The organism is Spirosoma jeollabukense (genome assembly GCF_054777855.1).
Map to the genome: position 1 here is coordinate 13,422 of NZ_BAAHAD010000011.1, position 18,339 is coordinate 31,760.

Below are 18,339 nucleotides of genomic sequence, written 5' to 3' on the forward strand. Positions count from 1 at the left end.
ATGCCAGCAGTTAAAGTAAAACGCGCTAGTTCCTCGGTGGATATGACCGCGATGTGCGATGTGGCATTTCTATTGCTGACGTTCTTTATCCTGACGGCCCAGTTCCGGTCGCAGGATGCGGCAGCGATCGAAACCCCCTCGTCCATATCAGGCATTAAAGTCCCTGATAGCGATATCATGACCATTGGTCTTGGTCGCGATGGCAAAGTCTATTTCGGGATCGACAATGCGCAAATGCGCATTGCCATGCTGGATAACATTGCAGCAGCAAAGGGAATTACGTTCACAAACAACGAGAAGAAGGAATTTTCGCTGATGTCGAACTTTGGAATACCCATTAATCAGTTGAAGTCGTTTCTGAACTTACCAAAAGAGCAGCAAGCGAAAGTAGTACAGCCCGGCATACCGACTGATTCGACCGGTGCGGCCCCTACGAACGAACTGAAAGAGTGGGTATACAACTCACGGAAGGCTAATAACAATCTACGAATTGCGTTGAAAGGCGATAACCTTGCCAAATTCCCCGAATTCAAGAACGTATTAGCTACGCTGCAGGCGCAGAATATCAATAAATTCAACTTGATTACGGGGACGGAAGCTCCCCCAGCCGGTTGGAAAGCTGATTAAGCGCACAGCGATTGCAATTCGATTTGATTTTCACCTCGCAAATCTGTTAAGAAAACATGGCAGAAATTAATACTGGCGGTGGTGGTGGTAAGCATGATGGTGGTAAGGTTCGGTCTAAAAAAGCGTCAACCCGTGTGGACATGACGCCAATGGTAGACCTGGGATTTCTCCTTATTACGTTCTTCATTCTGGCTACCACCCTGAGCAAACCATCTTCGATGACGCTCAACGTGCCAGATAAAACAAAACAGGAAGAAACGGAGCCCATTAAGGCATCCAACGTAATGACGGTCTTTTTGGGAAAAGACAACAAGGCCTATTACATTTTCGGTAAAGCGGCTAACGAAGATCCCGAAGTAAAGACTGTAGGTTACGGGTATGAATTTCGTCAGGCACTTCAGGAAAATGTTAAAAAAGTAGGTGGTGAGAAGTTTGTGGTTGTTATTAAACCAACCAAACTATCAACCTACAAAAACATGGTTGATGTATTGGACGAAATGGCAATTACCAAACTCAAGCGTTATGCTCTGGTAGACCAGTTGACCCCAGACGAGAAGAAATTGCTCAAAGACAAAGCAAAACTAGACGTATAATACCATGGCAGAATTAGACTCCAAGGCAACGCTCGATGATATCGTGTTTGCCGACCGGAACAAAGCATATGGTGCTTACGATCTTCGGAAAACGTATCCTAGAACTGTGACCCGTGCCTTGATTATTGGTGGCATTCTGTTCACACTAGGTGTACTTACACCGAACATTATAACCGCTTTGACTCCGGAAAAAGAAGAGCAGGCAATGGTTGAGGTGGATTTGATGAAACTTCCACCGCCACCTATTGATCCGAATGAACCGCCACCACCGCCACCACCACCGGTCGAAATGCCGAAAGTGAATACGGTGAAATTCCTGCCGCCAGAAGTAAAACCGGATGAGGAAGTACCCGAAGAAACGCCACCACCGGCTGTTGAAGAACTGAAGGAAGCCGTTGCTGCCGAGAAAACGCAGGAAGGTGATCCAAATGCAGAGGAAGTCATTGCGGCTCCTGAAGCATCAGCCGCTCCAACGAAGGTAGAAGTAGCTGTTGAAGCTGCTCCCAAAGAAGAGGAAATCTTCACGGTGGTAGAACAACAGCCCGAGTTTACGGGAGGTATGGCTGCACTAGGTCAGTATTTGCAGAAGAATCTTCGCTATCCAGCAGCAGCTCAACGAGCTAACGTATCGGGTCGCGTATTCGTAAGCTTCGTTGTAAATACAGATGGAAGTATTCAGGATGTACAGGTGTTGAAAGGACTGGGCTTCGGCACAGATGAAGAAGCGCAGCGTGTAGTGAAAGGAATGCCAAAATGGCGCCCAGGTAAGCAGTCGGGCCGTCCGGTTCGGGTTAAATACAACCTACCGATCAACTTCACGCTGGAATAATTACTATGCGCGGACAAGATCGAGGTCCAGCGCAGCTGACGCTGTATATTTCAGTGCTGGCTTCGCTGGCGTACTTGGGAGGAGGCATCGCACTGATTGCCTCCTCTCAGTCTTTTGGGATATTGCCTGAACCGGGCCTACTCCGGTATAGCATGGGCACACTTTTGATCATTTATGGCGCTTTTCGAGCGTACCGGGCCTATCAACGTTTTCAGGAAAATGATTAGTCGTTTTTTGATTCTTGCTGGATTAGTAGTCGGCCTTCTAGGGTGTGGAACTGATAAGCCACCGTTAGATAATCCGTCACAAGGTTCCATTGTTATTGCGGCCGACGAATCGTTTCAGCCCTTAGTAACTCAATTAACAGCGGCTTATTCAGGCATTTATCCAAATGCCCACTTCAAGGTCGTTTTTAAGCCGGAGCAGCAAGCCATTAACATGATGCTCCATGATAGCGCCAGATTAGTGTTTGCCACGCGCACACTGAAGCCTAATGAAAAAGGTGTACTGGATCAACGAAACATAAAAGGAGCAACCGAAAAAATTGCCACTGACGGCGTGGCGCTCATTATTAATAAGGCGAATACAGACAGCCTTATCACTATGAATGAGTTGCAAAGCGTTTTCGACGGTCAAATAAAGCTTTGGGGTCAATTAAAAGAGGGAAATCAAACGGGCCCAATAACTCTGGTATTCGATAATAACAATTCCAGTAATCTGGAGTTTATATTAAAAACTTTTAATGTGAAAAACGTCAATAATCTGCGTATTTTCACTACACACTCTAATCGCGAGGTTATTGATTTTGTTCGTAAAAATCCATCAGCGTTAGGTTTTATCGGCGTAAACTGGATTAGCGATAGTGATGAACCACTATCACTCGAGTTAGCAAAAGATTTGCGCGTGATGGGGGTATCGGCAAAGCCAAATCCAATAAAACGGGATGATTACTTTCAACCATTTCAGGAGGATTTAGGTATGCAACGTTATCCATTACGACGCCCCGTGTATATATTAAGCCGCGAAACACATCCGGGTCTTGGCGGAGGATTGATAAACTACATAGCCCGGGATGCCGGTTCGTTAATTATTGGCAAATTGGGCCTTTGGCCCAGAATACCTTATGATCGAGTGATAAATTTGACGAAATGAGTAAGTTTTTTTGGTTTGAGCATAATTTTTTAGCTTTGTCAATTGTTAAATAAGCACTAACTTTTCCCCTAATTTCCAACTTTAATTACATGATAAACAACCAGAAGCAATCGCTGTTGACAATCCTGTTCGTTGGGGCAACCATGGCGACTCCTTTGTTGGCGCAGGATGTCCAAACGGCCCTTAAGGACATAGAGGCTGAGCGATATACTAAGGCGGGGCAAACTCTAACCCAGTTAGCTACTAGTTCGCCGACGGCTGATAATCAGTTTTATCTCGGTTATTATTACCTCAAAAGCGGACAAATTGATAAAGCAAAAGCAACCTTTGAAAAAGGAGCTGCTGCTGATCCTAAAAACCAATTAAATAATATTGGCTTAGCTGGAGTAGCGCTGGCTAAAAGTGATGGAGCTACGGCCAAGACATTAATTGATAACGCCGTTGCACAAACGAAGAGCAAGAATCAAGATGTTCTAATTCGTGGGGCTGAGATGTATACGTTGTCAGAACAGCCCAAGCAAAACGATCCAGCCGCTGCCCTTAGCCTTTTGACGATCGCTGATGAGAAGGATAAGAAGAATGAAAATGCTGAGATCGAAATGCTAATGGGCGACGCGTACTTCTTGAAGAATGATGGTGGTAACGCCATTACCAAGTACGAAAATGCATTAGCTATTAGTCCTACGCTGGCCGAAGCCAATTACAAAATTGGCCGTTTGTATTTACGAGGTAAAAACTATGCGAAAGCGCAGGAATTTTTCAAACTCGCTATTCAGGGCGATCCAGAATTTGCTCCTACGTACCGTGCCTATGCTGATGCGTTAGCCAATTCGCGTGCTTACAAAGCCGCAGCTCAAAACTATGAACTATATGTGCAAAAAAGCGGCACGACAGATCCTGAACAACTGCTGGATATAGCTCGCTATAAGTTTTTGGCACAAGATTATCAGGGAGCTATTACGTATCTGGATCAATTGAAAGGAAAGATAAATAACCCGATTATTGATCGAATGTACGGTTGGGCTTATTCGGCCCTGGGCAAGAATAATGAATCTGTCGAATCGCTGAACCGCTTTATCTCGACCGCGCCACAAAAAGTGATGGTTGACGATTATAAATACTTAGGCCGTGCGTATGGCCAGTTAGGGACACCCGAAGGAGATTCACTTAGTGTAGCTAACCTGGAGAAGGCAGCTCCTATGGATACAACGGAAAATTTGTATCGTGAAATCGGCGAGAAGTACTACAAAACAAAAAAGTACGACAAAGCAGCCACCTATTATGCAAAGACAATTGCCAATGACAAGAAGCCCCAAAATAATGACTTCCTGTGGTTAGGTCTTTCTAATTATCAGTACGCTCCCCGCGTTGGGCGAGATAGTACAGCAGCTCCAATAGATACGGCGCAAATTCCGCAGGTAAAGCAACAATATTATTTACGAGCCGATTCAGCTTTCGCATTGATGGCGCAAAAAATAGAAGCCGACGGCAAGAAATATCCACTGGCTTACTATTATCGCGCAGGAGCTAACTATTATGCTTATCCTAACGATAAGGAAAAGGCTGCTGCATTAGCTGGTCCACTTTATGAAAAATTCATTGAGCAGGCTATGGCACCGGATTCATCGGACAAGACGGATTATAAAAGATACTTAATAACGTCATACAAGGCCTTAGCAGGATTTAGCCTCTTAAAGAAAGATGATACTAAAGCGAAAGAGTATTTCGATAAAGTGTTAGCGCTCGATCCAAATGACGAGAGTGTCAAAAAGGCGCTTGAAGGGCCTAAGCCAGCGCCCACACCAACGCAAACAAGGCCTACTCCAAAGGCACCAGCCAAGAAGAAAGTGGCCAGTAAATAAGGCTCTTCTTCATAGTCATAAAAAGGCGCAGGTTGTACAACCTGCGCCTTTTTATTTTACGGATGTAATAAAACTCATGACTATCAGTGAATAGAGCTTTTATTTTCCACGGGTATTGTAACTTTGCGGGCGCAAATTTTTTGACTAAAACAAGATTACCCTAATAAGCCGTATGCTTAACCTTGTACTGTTTGGCCCGCCGGGTGCTGGAAAAGGTACCCAAAGCGAATATTTAATTCAGAAGTATAACTTAGTTCATCTATCGACTGGTGATCTATTGAGATCCCAAATTGCCGCTGGAACAGAATTGGGTTTGCGAGCCAAACAGCTAATGGACCAGGGTTTACTGGTACCAGATGAAGTTGTTATTGGTATGATTGAGAGTAAATTACAAGAAAATCAATCGACTATCTCTGGGGGAAAATCAACTGGAGGTTTTATATTCGATGGGTTTCCTCGTACGGTACCGCAGGCAGTGGCTCTTGACAATCTTTTAAATGAGCACCAAACAAAAATAAATGTGATGGTAGCTCTTATTGTTGACAGTGAGGAGTTGACGCGACGCTTGCTGCTACGTGGTCAAACGTCCGGACGTCCTGATGATCAGAACGAAGAGCTGATTAGACGACGCGTTAAAGAATATAATGACAAAACAGCCCCTGTCGCTGATTATTATAACCAACAGGGAAAATTCGCAGCTATTGACGGTATCGGCAAAATTGACGATATTTTTCAGGCAATATGCCAGAAAATCGACGAGTCAGTAGCGCAGTAAATATATGGCTTCATCAAACTTTATTGATTACGTAAAAATAAATTGTCGTTCTGGCGCCGGTGGTGCTGGATCGGTCCATTTCCGACGTGAGAAACACACGCCCAAAGGTGGTCCTGATGGCGGTGATGGCGGCCGGGGTGGCCATATTATTCTTCGGGGTAATTCGCAACTCTGGACCCTTTTGCATTTGAAATACCGCAAGCATGTTAAGGCTGGCAATGGTGTAGCAGGCGAAGGCGGTCGACGAAGCGGTGCTCAGGGTGAAGATGTTATTCTGGAGGTGCCACTTGGTACGATTGCGCGTAATCCGGAGTCGAACGAAACATTAACAGAGATAACGGAAGAAGGTCAGGAAGTCATTCTGTTCCCAGGCGGGCGAGGAGGATTAGGGAATGACCATTTTAAATCGGCCACTCAGCAAGCCCCCTATTATGCCCAGCCAGGAGAACCGGGTGTGGAAGAATGGGTGGTGCTTGAATTAAAACTCCTGGCAGATGTTGGTCTGGTCGGTTTTCCAAATGCGGGCAAATCTACCTTATTATCAGTTTTATCGGCAGCAAGGCCTGAAATTGCTGACTACCCTTTTACAACCCTTGTCCCTAACTTAGGGGTCGTAGCCTACAGAGATTATAAATCATTTGTAATGGCTGATATTCCCGGTATTATTGAAGGGGCCTCGCAAGGAAAAGGGCTAGGACTACGGTTTTTACGGCACATCGAACGAAACTCTATACTGTTATTTCTAATTCCAGCTACTTCAGAAAATATTCGGCAAGAATACAATACGTTGTTAAATGAATTACGTGAGTTTAATCCAGAACTAATGGATAAGACTCGACTATTAGCGATAACAAAAATTGACCTTATTGACGATGAAACGTTGATGCGGATCAAAGATGATTTACCTAAAAAAGTACCTGTTGCCTATATTTCCTCTGTGAGTCAGAGGGGGCTGGATGAACTTAAGGATATTATCTGGCAAAATCTGACAACTACTGAATCAGTCTGATAGGACATATTCTATAAGACTGATCTAGGCTCCTCACCTAGTCATGTTTTAACTATTATGAACTATTTTTCTAAAGCTCTTTGTACGGCTTTTTTTTTGCTTCCTCTTTTTACTATTGCTCAGATCCAAGTATCTTTTCCTACTAGTCGAGCCGTTCTTCAACGGGATAACGCTAACCAAGCCACAATTCGGATAACCGGCTATTATACGGCCTCGGTTACCCGAATTGAAGCCCGGTTACAGGCTCGGGATGGGCAAGGTTCATCAACAGATTGGCGTACGATTCAGGGCAACCCGGCGGGTGGTGTGTATGCCGGAGATTTGACAGGCTCAGGTGGCTGGTATAATCTCGAAGTCCGGGGTATGAATGGCGATCAGCAGGTTGGTAATTCAACAACTATTGAGCGTGTTGGCATTGGTGAAGTATTTATTGTTGCCGGACAATCCAATGCGCAGGGGATCCACCAAAGTGCGCCTAATCCACTTAATGATCGGGTGAATTGTGTAAATTATCAATATCCTCCCGATGGATTTCCGAATGATCCGCCAACCCCTGTTTTCACGCAACTTGATAATTCAGGTGGTTTCTCAATCGCACCACGTGGCGTTGGCAGTTGGTGCTGGGGACAGTTAGGAGATCTTTTAGTCAGACGGCTGAATGTCCCCGTTATGTTTTTTAATGCAGCTTTCGCAGGTACGGCCGTTCAAAACTGGCGGCAGAGTGCGCCTGATGGTGGTACGGCCTATAGCGTCTATAATGGACAGCCATATCCCGGACGACAGCCTTATATCAACCTTAAACTGGCTCTTCAATTCTATGCTAATACACTTGGACTTCGAGCTGTCCTTTGGCATCAGGGCGAGGCAGACAATTTAATTAATACGGGCACTGGTCAGTACGTTAGCGACTTGCAATTTGTAATTAATCAAACGCGCCGTGACTATAACAAGAACATGGCCTGGGTAGTAGCAAGGGCCAGTTATGGTGATTTTATTGGAGGCATTGACCCGGTTATTACTGGCGCACAGGACGTAGTGATTGGTTCGACTGGAAATGTATTTGCGGGGCCCAGTACAGATGGTATTCAGGTACCGCGCAAAAGGGCTCCTCTCTTTGACGTTGATGGATTGCATTTTGATTACGATGGTCTTATCGAAGTAGCCAATGCCTGGAATAATAGTTTGAATGATTCTTTTTTTCAGAATTCCACACCTATTGGTCCGGCCCCAGCTCCCTCAATTTCAGTTGCCTGCGCCAGTAACAATAATCTGACAATTACTGTCAATGGTAACTATTCGAGTGTACAATGGGAATCGGGAGAGTCAGGTAATACAATTACCAGAGGAGCGGGTACGTATCGGGCTAAAATTAAAGATGGTCTTGGCAATACGCTATTCACCGGGCAAGTACGCGTTTCCGACGCGCCAGTGGCTGCCGTCATTAATAATGGCCCGCCCTACGTGTGTATTGGAAGCAGCTTAAACCTAACAACCAACTACGATAACGTAACGTGGATAAATCAGCAGAATAACGCGACGGTCGCTACGTCACGCAACTTCTCTACTACGGCTGAAGGTGCTTATTTTGTTCGCTACCGTGACGTGAGCGGTTGTGATTTTACGTCAAATACGCTTAGTGTTTCCATCAAACCTTTACCCGATACGCCCTCAATTGTCAATGATAAACCAACGACGTTTTGCCAGGGTGATAACACCGTCTTACGTACTACTACCGATATTGCCCGCTACAACTGGAGTGATGGTCAACAGAATAAATCGGTCACCGTTGGTAATTCAGGCGCTTATTTTCTAACCGTGACCGACCAGTTCGGTTGTACTTCAGCCCGGTCGAATACAATTAACGTAACAGCAAATCCAGTACCCGTCAAGCCTGTTATTGCAACCAGCGGCCCAACCACATTCTGCGCTGACCGAAATATTACCCTAACGTCGCCCCAGGAACTAGCCTATCAATGGACCAGCGGTCAAACAACTCAGAGCATTACCATCAATGAATCGGGCAACTTTGCCGTACGCACACGGAATCAATTTAACTGTAGCTCCGAACAGTCAGATATAGTTACGATTAAAGTGAATCCTTTACCACAATCGCCTTCAGTTTCCGCCGGTGGATCAACGACGTTTTGCGATGGGAATAAGGTCGCTTTAACAGCCAGTAGTCCGCTTGACATAATCTGGTCAAGTGGTCAGAGCGATAAGGTTATTACGGTCACATCGTCGGGTAATTACGCAGCCCAAGCGCGTGATCAGATTGGCTGTTTATCGCCATATTCAACCGTTATTGCCGTAAAAGTTAATCCATTACCCGCAACACCCACTATTCTCGCCAACCCTTCGCCAGTAATTTGCGAAGGCGATAAGGTAACATTGCGTGTTGACGGTCCTTATACTGTATTCTGGAGTACCGGCGACTCGACCCAACGTATCACTACGGGCCTGGCGGGTATATATTCAGCCAAAGTTCGGGATGTAAACGGTTGTATATCGGCTCAGGCCGGAGCAACAACCGTTGAATTACGACCACTTCCCCCTCCTCCAACAATAAATATTATTGGTACTTATACGCTGGAGGCTGTTAGTTCTACCAATGGTATATTATATCGGTGGAAGCGGGGCAGTGATTCACTGGCGGCACAATCAGCCGTTATCAAAGCAAATCAATCTGGTCTTTACACCGCTCGATCATCCATTGTGTATTCACAAACATTGGTTTGTTACTCAATGCCATCGGCCCCAATTGCATTCACGATTGACCCGAGCAACAGAGGGCTAAGTATTTATCCAAATCCTAACCCGGATAAAATTGTATTGGTAGAAACGCAGGCAGATCTGGTAAATGCAGTCATTACGGTCTATACGTTAACGGGTCAGCAAGTTGTTACAACGACCGTTCCTTTACTAAACGACCGTCAAAAGCTTATCTTAACGGGCTTGCCGTCAGGCCATTATATATTACGTGTAAAGTCAAACGATTTCGATGTTTCTAAACGGATTCTACTCGGATTGTAATATTAATCTCCAATTGACCGTTCAATCTTAAAAATTAGCTTTAAATTTGCATTTTACCGGGAAAACGCATTTAGCGTATTATCTACTAAACACGGTGATTGAGAGCAGTCTGGCTTTAGTTTAAATTGTTTTTAGATCCTGGGAACTGGCAATTTGATTGATAAAAGCAGGCATTGATAGATACGAAATGAACAACCATTATTTTTTACTACGCCTGTTGGCATTTGGTTTGATTACCATGGGGTTACGGGTTTCAGCTCAAACCACCAGTCAGGCAATTAAAATTACATATCCTGGAAGCCGAGCCATCTTTCAGCGAGAAACTGATAATACTACTCCTATTTATTTGTCGGGTGGATTATATCAGCCAATCGACAGTGTACAGGCCCGCGTGCAGGCAGAAGAGACTGGACAAGGGATAAACACGGACTGGGTCACCATCCAGAGAAAACCACAGGGAGGACTTTTTCAAGGTTCCATACGGGCCAAAGGCGGTTGGTATCGCGTAGAAGTACAAGCTTTCGCGGATGGTAAGGTGGTAGGCAGTGATGTGGTACGTAAGATTGGGGTTGGCGAAGTATTTATAATCACCGGTCAGTCCAATGCACAGGGCTTTCAGGGCTATGGAGCAGTAGGAGCCGCCGACGATAGGGTCAACTGTGTGACCTATGACAACACGACGGCAAATTCGCTGAATGATCCACCAGCGCCAACATTTCAGCAGCTTAATGCAACGGCATTAATTGGCCCTCGCGGTCAGAGTGCGTGGTGCTGGGGAACATTAGGCGACCTGATTGTAAAAAACTTCGGTGTTCCTGTGTTATTTATTAATACAGCCTGGTCCGGAACAGTTATTAAAAACTGGTCTGAAAGCGCCAATGGGCAAATCACTAAAAACATATTTGCCATCGGTACGCCTAACGAGAACTTCCCGGCTGGAATGCCTTATGCTAATCTGCTGATTGCGCTACGTTATTATTGCTCTCTTCAGGGGTTGCGGGCTGTGTTGTGGCAACAAGGCGAAAACGATAACGTTCCCTTGAATTCTACGCGGAAAGATTATGGGGACCTTATGCAGTATATTGTTAATAAAACTCGTGCAGATACAGATCGGTATCCGGCTTGGGTATTAGCAAGGTCATCGTATAACGTAGGAAAGGTAAGCCAGAACATTATTCAGGCGCAGAATGATGTCATTAATACGTATAATAATAACGTTTTTGCGGGGCCCTTTACGGATAACATTCAAATTCCGCGTTATGAAGGTGACGTTCACTTTGGTGGCCCTGGCCTGGTTCAATTAGGGCAGGCCTGGTATGAAAGCCTGAATGCGGTATTCTTTGCCAGTTCGCGGCCATTAGCGCCAATAGCCCCTCCAGCGATTACGGTTAACTGCGGAACTGCCAATAACACATTGACACTTAGTTTGCCAAGTGCTTATAAATCGTACATCTGGAACTCAGGTCAAACAACCCAAACGATTACGGTTACTCAACCAGGTACTTACCGGGCTATACTGAAAGATAATGTGGGTAATACTTCTTTATCGCCTGCCATTGACGTACAAAGCCCTATTCAGCCGGTAACGCCAACGATATCGCGGGTTAGTAATCTTAGCGCTACTATCGCTGGTCAACAGCAAATTTGCGCTGACTCTGCTTTGGCGTTGATTGCAAATACGTCGACAAACAGTACAGGCCTTTGGAGCAGTGGAACGACGAGTACCAGTGGTGTTAGTACGAGTGCAGTTATCGGTCGAACCATTATGCTGAACAAAGAAGGTACTTACTCGTTGCAGGCGGTAAATGTTTACGGCTGCAAATCAGCTCCGACTAGTATAAACCTAACCGTACGCCCTAAAGTACCCACGCCAAGTGTGGAGCAAATTGGAGCCTATACTTTACAAGCCGTTTTGCCAACACCAACCGGTGGCCAGCCCGATTTATTTGACTGGCAGCGAGGTGGCGAACTGATTCCGCAAAGTAGTGCTGTAGTGAAAGTAATCGTTTCGGCCAACTACTCCGCCCGTGCCAGAACAACATTTACCTTGGGTAACGGCTCTAACTTGACCTGTTATTCGAATTATAGTACACCTAAAGGCTTTACGTTCGACCAGTCGAATGGTGGAATGAGTGTTTATCCAAATCCCTCAACTACCGGTATGGTTACGCTCGAAACGTTTGAAGACCTTAAAGATGCCCAAGTTGACGTAGTCTCTATGACGGGCCAACTGCTCTTTTCAACACAGGTTCCCCTGTTTAACGAACGTAAAGCGCTTGATCTTTCGGGTTTAGCACAAGGGATGTATTTGGTTCGAGTACGATCGGCTGGATTTGACATTTCACGACGCTTCATCGTCAACAAATAAACTGATACATTTCGCTAAAACGACTGAAGCCTTTCCGGACGGAAAGGCTTCAGTCGTTTTAGCGCATCCAAGTCGTTCTAATAGGGTTGATAAAGCAAGCCTGTTTTTGTATCTTTGAGATATAGTTGATCACTAGTACGACAGGCCCATTATCGTGAGTCTATTGGTTTTATCGCTACATTTGTATCTGTCTTCACAACTATTTATATGAACGCAACCTATGTTCCGGCTGATTATTTACCGGTCCTCATTCAACTTGGTTTAGCGCTGGGTTTTATTGTTACAACCATGCTTGTAACCCACGCCATCGGTCCAAAGCGCCATAGCCAGAAAAAAGACGATCCTTTCGAATGCGGTATTCCTGTTCAAGGCGACGCCCGTACTCCAATTTCTATCAAGTATTTTCTGATTGCGATCCTATTCGTTTTATTCGATGTGGAAGTAATCTTTTTATATCCATGGGCGGTTAACTTTAAAGGGTTAGGAATGACCGGTTTTATAGAAATGGTTCTCTTCATGGGCCTTCTGCTGGCTGGTTTCTATTACATCATTCGAAAAGGTGTATTAAAGTGGGAATAGGTCTTAATAAATGAATTTTAGGACATATTTAATCGTTGTTATACTAAGCAACTACAACGTTTTATGGCAACTGATATAAAACTGGCTGAGGCCCCCGCAAGCTATGATGGACCGGGATTTTCAGCTACTTCATTCGATAAAATAATTGGGTTGGCCCGGGCAAATTCGCTCTGGCCGTTGCCGTTTGCGACCTCCTGCTGCGGTATTGAGTTTATGTCAACAATGGCCTCAACCTACGATCTGGCTCGTTTTGGCTCAGAACGTCCGAGCTTTTCACCTCGTCAGGCCGATATGTTACTCGTTGCAGGAACAATAGCGAAGAAAATGGGCCCAATCGTGAAACAGGTTTATCTGCAAATGGCTGAACCACGTTGGGTCATAGCGATTGGTGCCTGTGCCTCAAGTGGGGGTATTTTTGACACGTATAGCGTTTTGCAGGGAATCGATCGTATTATTCCTGTTGACGTATATGTACCCGGCTGCCCACCCCGCCCTGAGCAAATTCTGGATGGTGTGATGCAGGTTCAGGAACTGGCCAAAAATGAGTTGCTACGTCGTCGTAATACCGATGAGTATCAGAAATTACTGAATTCTTATAATATTCAATAGTGAGCGAGTTAGCGTCTGTGCTATTCACTCATTTACTCATTCACGACTTAAAAATGCTGACCAACGAAGAAGTTGCGCAGATAATTATAAATCAGTTTGGCGAAGCCGTTAGTGACTTTGATGATCCATATGACCTGCTAACGTTTTCAACTAGCCGGGACCAGATCATTCCTCTGATAACTTTTCTGAAAGCTCATCCAACATTACAAGTCGGCTTTTTGACTGACATCACGGCAATCCATTATCCCGACTCTGTTGGTAAAGAGTTCTGTGTAGTCTATCATTTACACAGCCTCACCAATAACTTCCGGCTTCGAATCAAGGTCTATCTGTCGGTAAATGATATTCATATTCCAACCGCCATTCCTCTTTTCGCCAGCGCGAACTGGATGGAGCGCGAAACATTCGATCTGTTTGGTGTAATTTTTGACGGCCACCCGGACTTACGCCGAATTTTGAATATGGAGGAGATGGACTACCATCCTATGCGTAAAGAATATCCCCTGGAAGATGGTACCCGGGAAGACAAAATTGATTCTCTGTTTGGACGATAAACAATGCAAAAGAGTAAATGATCGGCAAACTTGTTGATTCATTATTACTCTTTCGCTCTTTTACTCATTGAGAAATGGTTTCTGAAGAACTCGATATAGCCAATAAGAATCTGCCTGCCGAACAAGGACCTGTTCAGTACGTTAATGAACTAACGACGCTTAACCTGGGGCCAACTCACCCTGCCACGCACGGGATTTTCCAAAACATTCTGCAGATGGATGGGGAAAAAATCGTATCGGGCGAGCAGACGATTGGCTATATCCATCGGGCATTTGAAAAAATTGCGGAACGTCGGCCATTTTACCAGATTACGACGCTCACCGACCGTATGAACTATTGCTCGTCGCCCATTAATAATATGGGTTGGCATATGACGGTCGAGAAACTGTTGGGTATCGAAGTACCGAAGCGAGCGCAATACATCCGGGTTATCCTGATGGAATTGGCGCGTATGGCCGACCACCTGATTTGTAATGGAATTTTGGGTGTAGATACGGGTGCATTTACGGGTTTCCTGTACATCTATCAGGAACGCGAAAACATCTATGAAATTTACGAAGAAATTTGCGGTGCCCGACTAACCACCAATATGGGACGTATTGGCGGTATGGAACGTGACCTCTCCCCTACGGCTATCCGAAAGATCAACGAATTGCTGGATCGTTTTCCAAAAGTGCTGACTGAATTTGAAAACCTCTTCAACCGCAACCGCATTTTCATGGATCGCGTTGTGAATGTCGGTGGTATTTCGGCGGAACGGGCATTGAGTTACGGATTCACAGGGCCAAACCTTCGGGCGGCAGGTGTTGATTATGACGTTCGGGTGATGAATCCTTACTCATCTTACCAGGATTTCGAGTTCGATATTCCAGTTGGGCAAAGTGGTGATACGTATGACCGCTTTATGGTCAGAAACGAAGAGATGTGGCAAAGTATGCGCATTATTCGTCAGGCCATGAACAACCTGCCTGAGGGTGCCTACTACGCTGACGCCCCACAATATTATCTACCTCCCAAACAGGAAGTTTATAAAAATATGGAAGCGCTCATCTATCATTTCAAAATTGTGATGGGTGAGATCGACGCACCAGTTGGCGAAGTGTATCATGCCGTTGAGGGCGGTAATGGCGAACTTGGCTTCTACCTCATTAGTGATGGTGGTCGGGCTCCATACCGGTTGCACTTCCGACGCCCATGTTTCATTTATTACCAAGCTTACCCAGAAATGTGTAAAGGACTGACGCTTTCTGATGCCATTGTGATTATGAGTAGCATGAACGTCATTGCGGGCGAACTAGACGCATAAAATCCGCCGTAACCTATGACAACTGAAACCAACCCTGCCGTAGAATTTACGCCCGAGCGATTGACAAAGGCGCAGGAAATTATAGCCCGTTATCCAGCGGGTAAGCAAAAATCAGCGTTATTGCCTTTACTACACCTGCTGCAGGAACAGGAAGGCTGGACAAGCCCCGAAGGCATGGATTACGTAGCACGGATGCTTGATATTCAACCGATTGAAGTATATGAGGTAGCAACATTCTACACCATGTACCATATCAATCCGGTCGGAAAACACGTCATAGAGTACTGCCGAACAGGGCCTTGTTGCCTGATGGGTGGTGAAGAAGTTTACGACCACCTAAAGCAGCGACTTGGTATCGATACGGGCCAAACAACAGTAGATGGTCAGTTTACACTTAAAGAAGTGGAGTGTCTGGCAGCTTGCGGTATGGGACCTGTGTTTCAGGTTCGGGAAAAATATTACATGCATCTGACCAACGAACGCGTGGACGAGATCATTGACGAATTGTCGAAATAACCTCATGGCTACCAAAATACTAACCGAACATATTAACGTGCCGGGCATCGAAACTTTTGATGTCTACCGGAAGCAGGGTGGCTATACCGCCGTTGAAAAGGCACTAAAAACAATGACTCCCGAAGCCATTGTTGAAGAAGTGAAAAAAGCCGGCGTTCGGGGCCGGGGCGGAGCCGGTTTTCCGATGGGGATGAAATGGAGCTTTCTGGCTAAACCGGAAGGTGTTCCCCGCTACCTGGTCTGCAATGCCGACGAATCGGAGCCGGGTACATTTAAGGACCATTACCTGATGAAAAATCTTCCGCACTTACTGATTGAGGGGATGATTGTTTCATCGTTTGCGCTGGGTGCCAATAAATCGTTCATCTACGTCCGGGGTGAATTAATGTACGTTATTAATATCCTTGAAAAAGCCATTGCGGAAGCGAAAGCCAAAGGTTTTTTAGGCAAAAATATTCTTGGCAGCGGCTATGATCTCGAATTGGTCGTGCAGCCTGGTGGAGGTGCTTACATCTGTGGGGAAGAAACGGCGCTACTCGAATCGTTGGAAGGGAAACGGGGTAATCCCCGTAATAAACCACCGTTCCCTGCGGTGAAGGGCCTGTATCAGTGCCCAACCGTTGTTAATAACGTTGAATCCATTGCTACAGCGGCCTGGATTGTCAATAACGGGGGCGACGCCTATGCTGCCATTGGTATTGGACGTAGTAGTGGCACGAAATTGATTTCAGCATCAGGCCATATCAGAAAACCAGGCGTTTATGAAATCGAATTAGGCGTTCCAGTCGAAGATTTTCTCTATGCCGATGAATGGTGCGGAGGTATTCGGCCCGGCCATAAGTTCAAAGCGCTTGTCGCTGGGGGGTCATCAGTTCCCATCCTGCCCGCCAATTTAGCGCTGACCTTAGCTAATGGAGAGAAACGGCTAATGACCTATGAATCACTGTCGGACGGTGGTTTTGCTACCGGGACTATGCTTGGTTCTGGCGGCTTTATTGTCTTCGACGAAACATCCTGTATTGTACGTAATACATGGAATTTCTCACGCTTCTACCATCACGAATCCTGTGGTCAGTGCAGTCCATGCCGCGAAGGAACGGGATGGATGGAAAAAGTGCTCCATCGGATCGAATATGGTCATGGGCATCAGCAGGACATTGATTTGCTGGTCGACGTAGCGAAAAAAATCGAAGGAAATACCATTTGTCCGCTTGGCGATGCGGCTGCCTGGCCGGTGGCTAGTGCCATCCGGCATTTCCGGGATGAGTTCCAGTGGCATATTGATTACCCGTCCGAAGCCACTAAACCTGGAGCTGTTTATAAGGGAGAAATGGCGTTAGTATAAAAAGTGGTACGGCTGGAAAGCCGCTTAGTAATGATTGATCTGCGGCTGAAAAGCCGCACTACGATATTTATGGAAGACGTAAAGCCACAGTTGTTAAAAGTCACTATCGACGGAATTGAGGTCGAAGTAGAACCGGGAACGACCATTTTACAAGCCGCCCGCAAAATCGGCCCAGAGGTGGCTCCTCCGGCAATGTGTTATTACCAGCCTCTGAAAGCAAGTGGTGGTAAGTGTCGGGCTTGCTTGGTACGTGTGGCCGCAGGATCCGCCAAAGATCCTCGTCCGATGCCTAAATTAGTAGCCTCGTGCTTAACGGCGGTTCAAGATGGAATGGTTGTTGAAAATACGACGAATCCACAGGTAATAGATGCACGTAATGGCATTGTTGAGTTTCTGTTACTAAACCACCCGCTCGATTGCCCAGTCTGCGATCAGGCGGGCGAATGTGATCTTCAGAACTTCGCGTTTGACCATGGAAAGGTAACGACGCGTTACGAAGAAGATCGGCGTACATTCGAGAAACACGATATTGGCCCGTATATCCAGTTGCACATGACCCGTTGTATTTTGTGCTATCGGTGTGTCTTTACCGCCGATCAGATAACAAACAAACGGGTTCACGGCGTATTGGGCCGGGGTGATGCTTCTGAGATCGGGACCTATATTGAAAAAGCAATTGATAACGACTTCTCTGGAAACGTGATCGATGTATGCCCCGTGGGAGCGTTAACTGATAAAACATATCGTTTCAAAAGTCGGGTTTGGTTTTCCAAACCTGTCGATGCACACCGCGACTGCCCAACCTGCTCAGGTAACGTAACGCTCTGGTATAGAGGGGACGACGTAATCCGCGTAACGGCTCGCAAAAACGAGTGGAATGAAGTAACAGAATTCATCTGCAACACCTGCCGGTTCGAGAAAAAGAAAACTAGTGACTGGACGATCGAAGGCCCAACGAAAATTTCGCGCAGTTCGGTGATTTCGGCAAACAAATACCGGGCCGATACGGTCAAACCAGCCTTTGGACAGCGTTTAGCGGCCGCTGAATACAAAGCTATTCACGACGAGCGGGATACGTCGCAGTTAGGAATTCAGCAATTGGCACCGGAACGCTTCGCTAAAGTGCTGCCATCCGCACTGGACCCCGAACCTTGAGATGTTTAGTGCATAACTGACTTCGGTTT

At 45.9% G+C, this 18,339-nt stretch carries 17 protein-coding genes; all 17 read left to right on the forward strand.

The features are described from left to right. The 17 genes from ACYVEA_RS27620 to ACYVEA_RS27700 all read left to right on the forward strand — a co-directional run bounded on the left by ACYVEA_RS27620 (window position 1) and on the right by ACYVEA_RS27700 (window position 18,310). Window positions 1-627 (forward strand): ExbD/TolR family protein, encoded by a 627-nt coding sequence (locus ACYVEA_RS27620; RefSeq protein WP_093825503.1) that lies wholly within the window; start codon window positions 1-3, stop codon window positions 625-627. A 56-nt stretch (window positions 628-683) separates the two neighbouring features. Beyond that, window positions 684-1,220 (forward strand): ExbD/TolR family protein, encoded by a 537-nt coding sequence (locus ACYVEA_RS27625; RefSeq protein WP_461116659.1) that lies wholly within the window; start codon window positions 684-686, stop codon window positions 1,218-1,220. 4 nt (window positions 1,221-1,224) lie between these two features. Then, on the forward strand, window positions 1,225-2,049 hold the full coding sequence (locus tag ACYVEA_RS27630; protein ID WP_461116660.1) for an energy transducer TonB: 825 nt from the start codon (window positions 1,225-1,227) through the stop codon (window positions 2,047-2,049). Between the two features lie 5 nt (window positions 2,050-2,054). Further along, window positions 2,055-2,276 carry a hypothetical protein gene (locus ACYVEA_RS27635; protein ID WP_461116661.1) on the forward strand — a complete coding sequence of 74 codons (222 nt, stop codon included), beginning with the start codon at window positions 2,055-2,057 and terminating at the stop codon, window positions 2,274-2,276. Continuing rightward, a complete protein-coding gene (locus ACYVEA_RS27640) occupies window positions 2,269-3,201 on the forward strand; it encodes a PstS family phosphate ABC transporter substrate-binding protein (RefSeq protein ID WP_461116662.1) in 933 nt (310 codons plus the stop codon). Before ACYVEA_RS27635 ends, ACYVEA_RS27640 begins: the two co-directional genes overlap by 8 nt. 89 nt (window positions 3,202-3,290) lie before the next feature. Then, window positions 3,291-5,063, forward strand: a complete 1,773-nt coding sequence (locus ACYVEA_RS27645) for a tetratricopeptide repeat protein (RefSeq protein ID WP_461116663.1) — start codon at window positions 3,291-3,293, stop codon at window positions 5,061-5,063. Window positions 5,064-5,235: 172 nt separating this feature from the next. Further along, entirely contained in the window at window positions 5,236-5,838 is a 603-nt protein-coding gene (locus ACYVEA_RS27650; protein ID WP_461116664.1) for an adenylate kinase, read from the forward strand. Window positions 5,839-5,842: 4 nt separating this feature from the next. Continuing rightward, window positions 5,843-6,847: a GTPase ObgE gene (gene obgE, locus ACYVEA_RS27655; protein WP_461116665.1), complete on the forward strand. Its 1,005-nt coding sequence runs from the start codon at window positions 5,843-5,845 to the stop codon at window positions 6,845-6,847. Between the two features lie 57 nt (window positions 6,848-6,904). Further along, a complete protein-coding gene (locus tag ACYVEA_RS27660) occupies window positions 6,905-9,877 on the forward strand; it encodes a T9SS type A sorting domain-containing protein (protein WP_461116666.1) in 2,973 nt (990 codons plus the stop codon). Between the two features lie 187 nt (window positions 9,878-10,064). Then, window positions 10,065-12,245, forward strand: coding sequence for a T9SS type A sorting domain-containing protein (locus tag ACYVEA_RS27665; protein ID WP_461116667.1), 2,181 nt, complete (start codon window positions 10,065-10,067; stop codon window positions 12,243-12,245). Between the two features lie 207 nt (window positions 12,246-12,452). Then, complete coding sequence (locus ACYVEA_RS27670) at window positions 12,453-12,824, forward strand: NADH-quinone oxidoreductase subunit A (protein WP_405516118.1); 372 nt, start codon at window positions 12,453-12,455, stop codon at window positions 12,822-12,824. A 63-nt stretch (window positions 12,825-12,887) separates the two neighbouring features. After that, window positions 12,888-13,433 carry an NADH-quinone oxidoreductase subunit B gene (locus ACYVEA_RS27675; RefSeq protein ID WP_093825485.1) on the forward strand — a complete coding sequence of 182 codons (546 nt, stop codon included), beginning with the start codon at window positions 12,888-12,890 and terminating at the stop codon, window positions 13,431-13,433. Window positions 13,434-13,486: 53 nt separating this feature from the next. Next, complete coding sequence (locus tag ACYVEA_RS27680; RefSeq protein ID WP_461116668.1) at window positions 13,487-13,987, forward strand: NADH-quinone oxidoreductase subunit C; 501 nt, start codon at window positions 13,487-13,489, stop codon at window positions 13,985-13,987. A gap of 74 nt (window positions 13,988-14,061) precedes the next feature. Next, window positions 14,062-15,294: an NADH dehydrogenase (quinone) subunit D gene (gene nuoD / locus ACYVEA_RS27685; protein WP_461116669.1), complete on the forward strand. Its 1,233-nt coding sequence runs from the start codon at window positions 14,062-14,064 to the stop codon at window positions 15,292-15,294. Window positions 15,295-15,309: 15 nt separating this feature from the next. After that, on the forward strand, window positions 15,310-15,810 hold the full coding sequence (locus tag ACYVEA_RS27690; protein WP_461116670.1) for an NADH-quinone oxidoreductase subunit NuoE family protein: 501 nt from the start codon (window positions 15,310-15,312) through the stop codon (window positions 15,808-15,810). Window positions 15,811-15,814: 4 nt separating this feature from the next. Then, window positions 15,815-17,155, forward strand: coding sequence for an NADH-quinone oxidoreductase subunit NuoF (gene nuoF, locus ACYVEA_RS27695; RefSeq protein WP_461116671.1), 1,341 nt, complete (start codon window positions 15,815-15,817; stop codon window positions 17,153-17,155). Between the two features lie 69 nt (window positions 17,156-17,224). After that, the gene (locus ACYVEA_RS27700) at window positions 17,225-18,310 is read left to right on the forward strand and encodes an NADH-quinone oxidoreductase subunit G (protein WP_461116672.1); all 1,086 of its coding nucleotides are present in this window, start codon (window positions 17,225-17,227) and stop codon (window positions 18,308-18,310) included. Window positions 18,311-18,339: the final 29 nt, after the last annotated feature.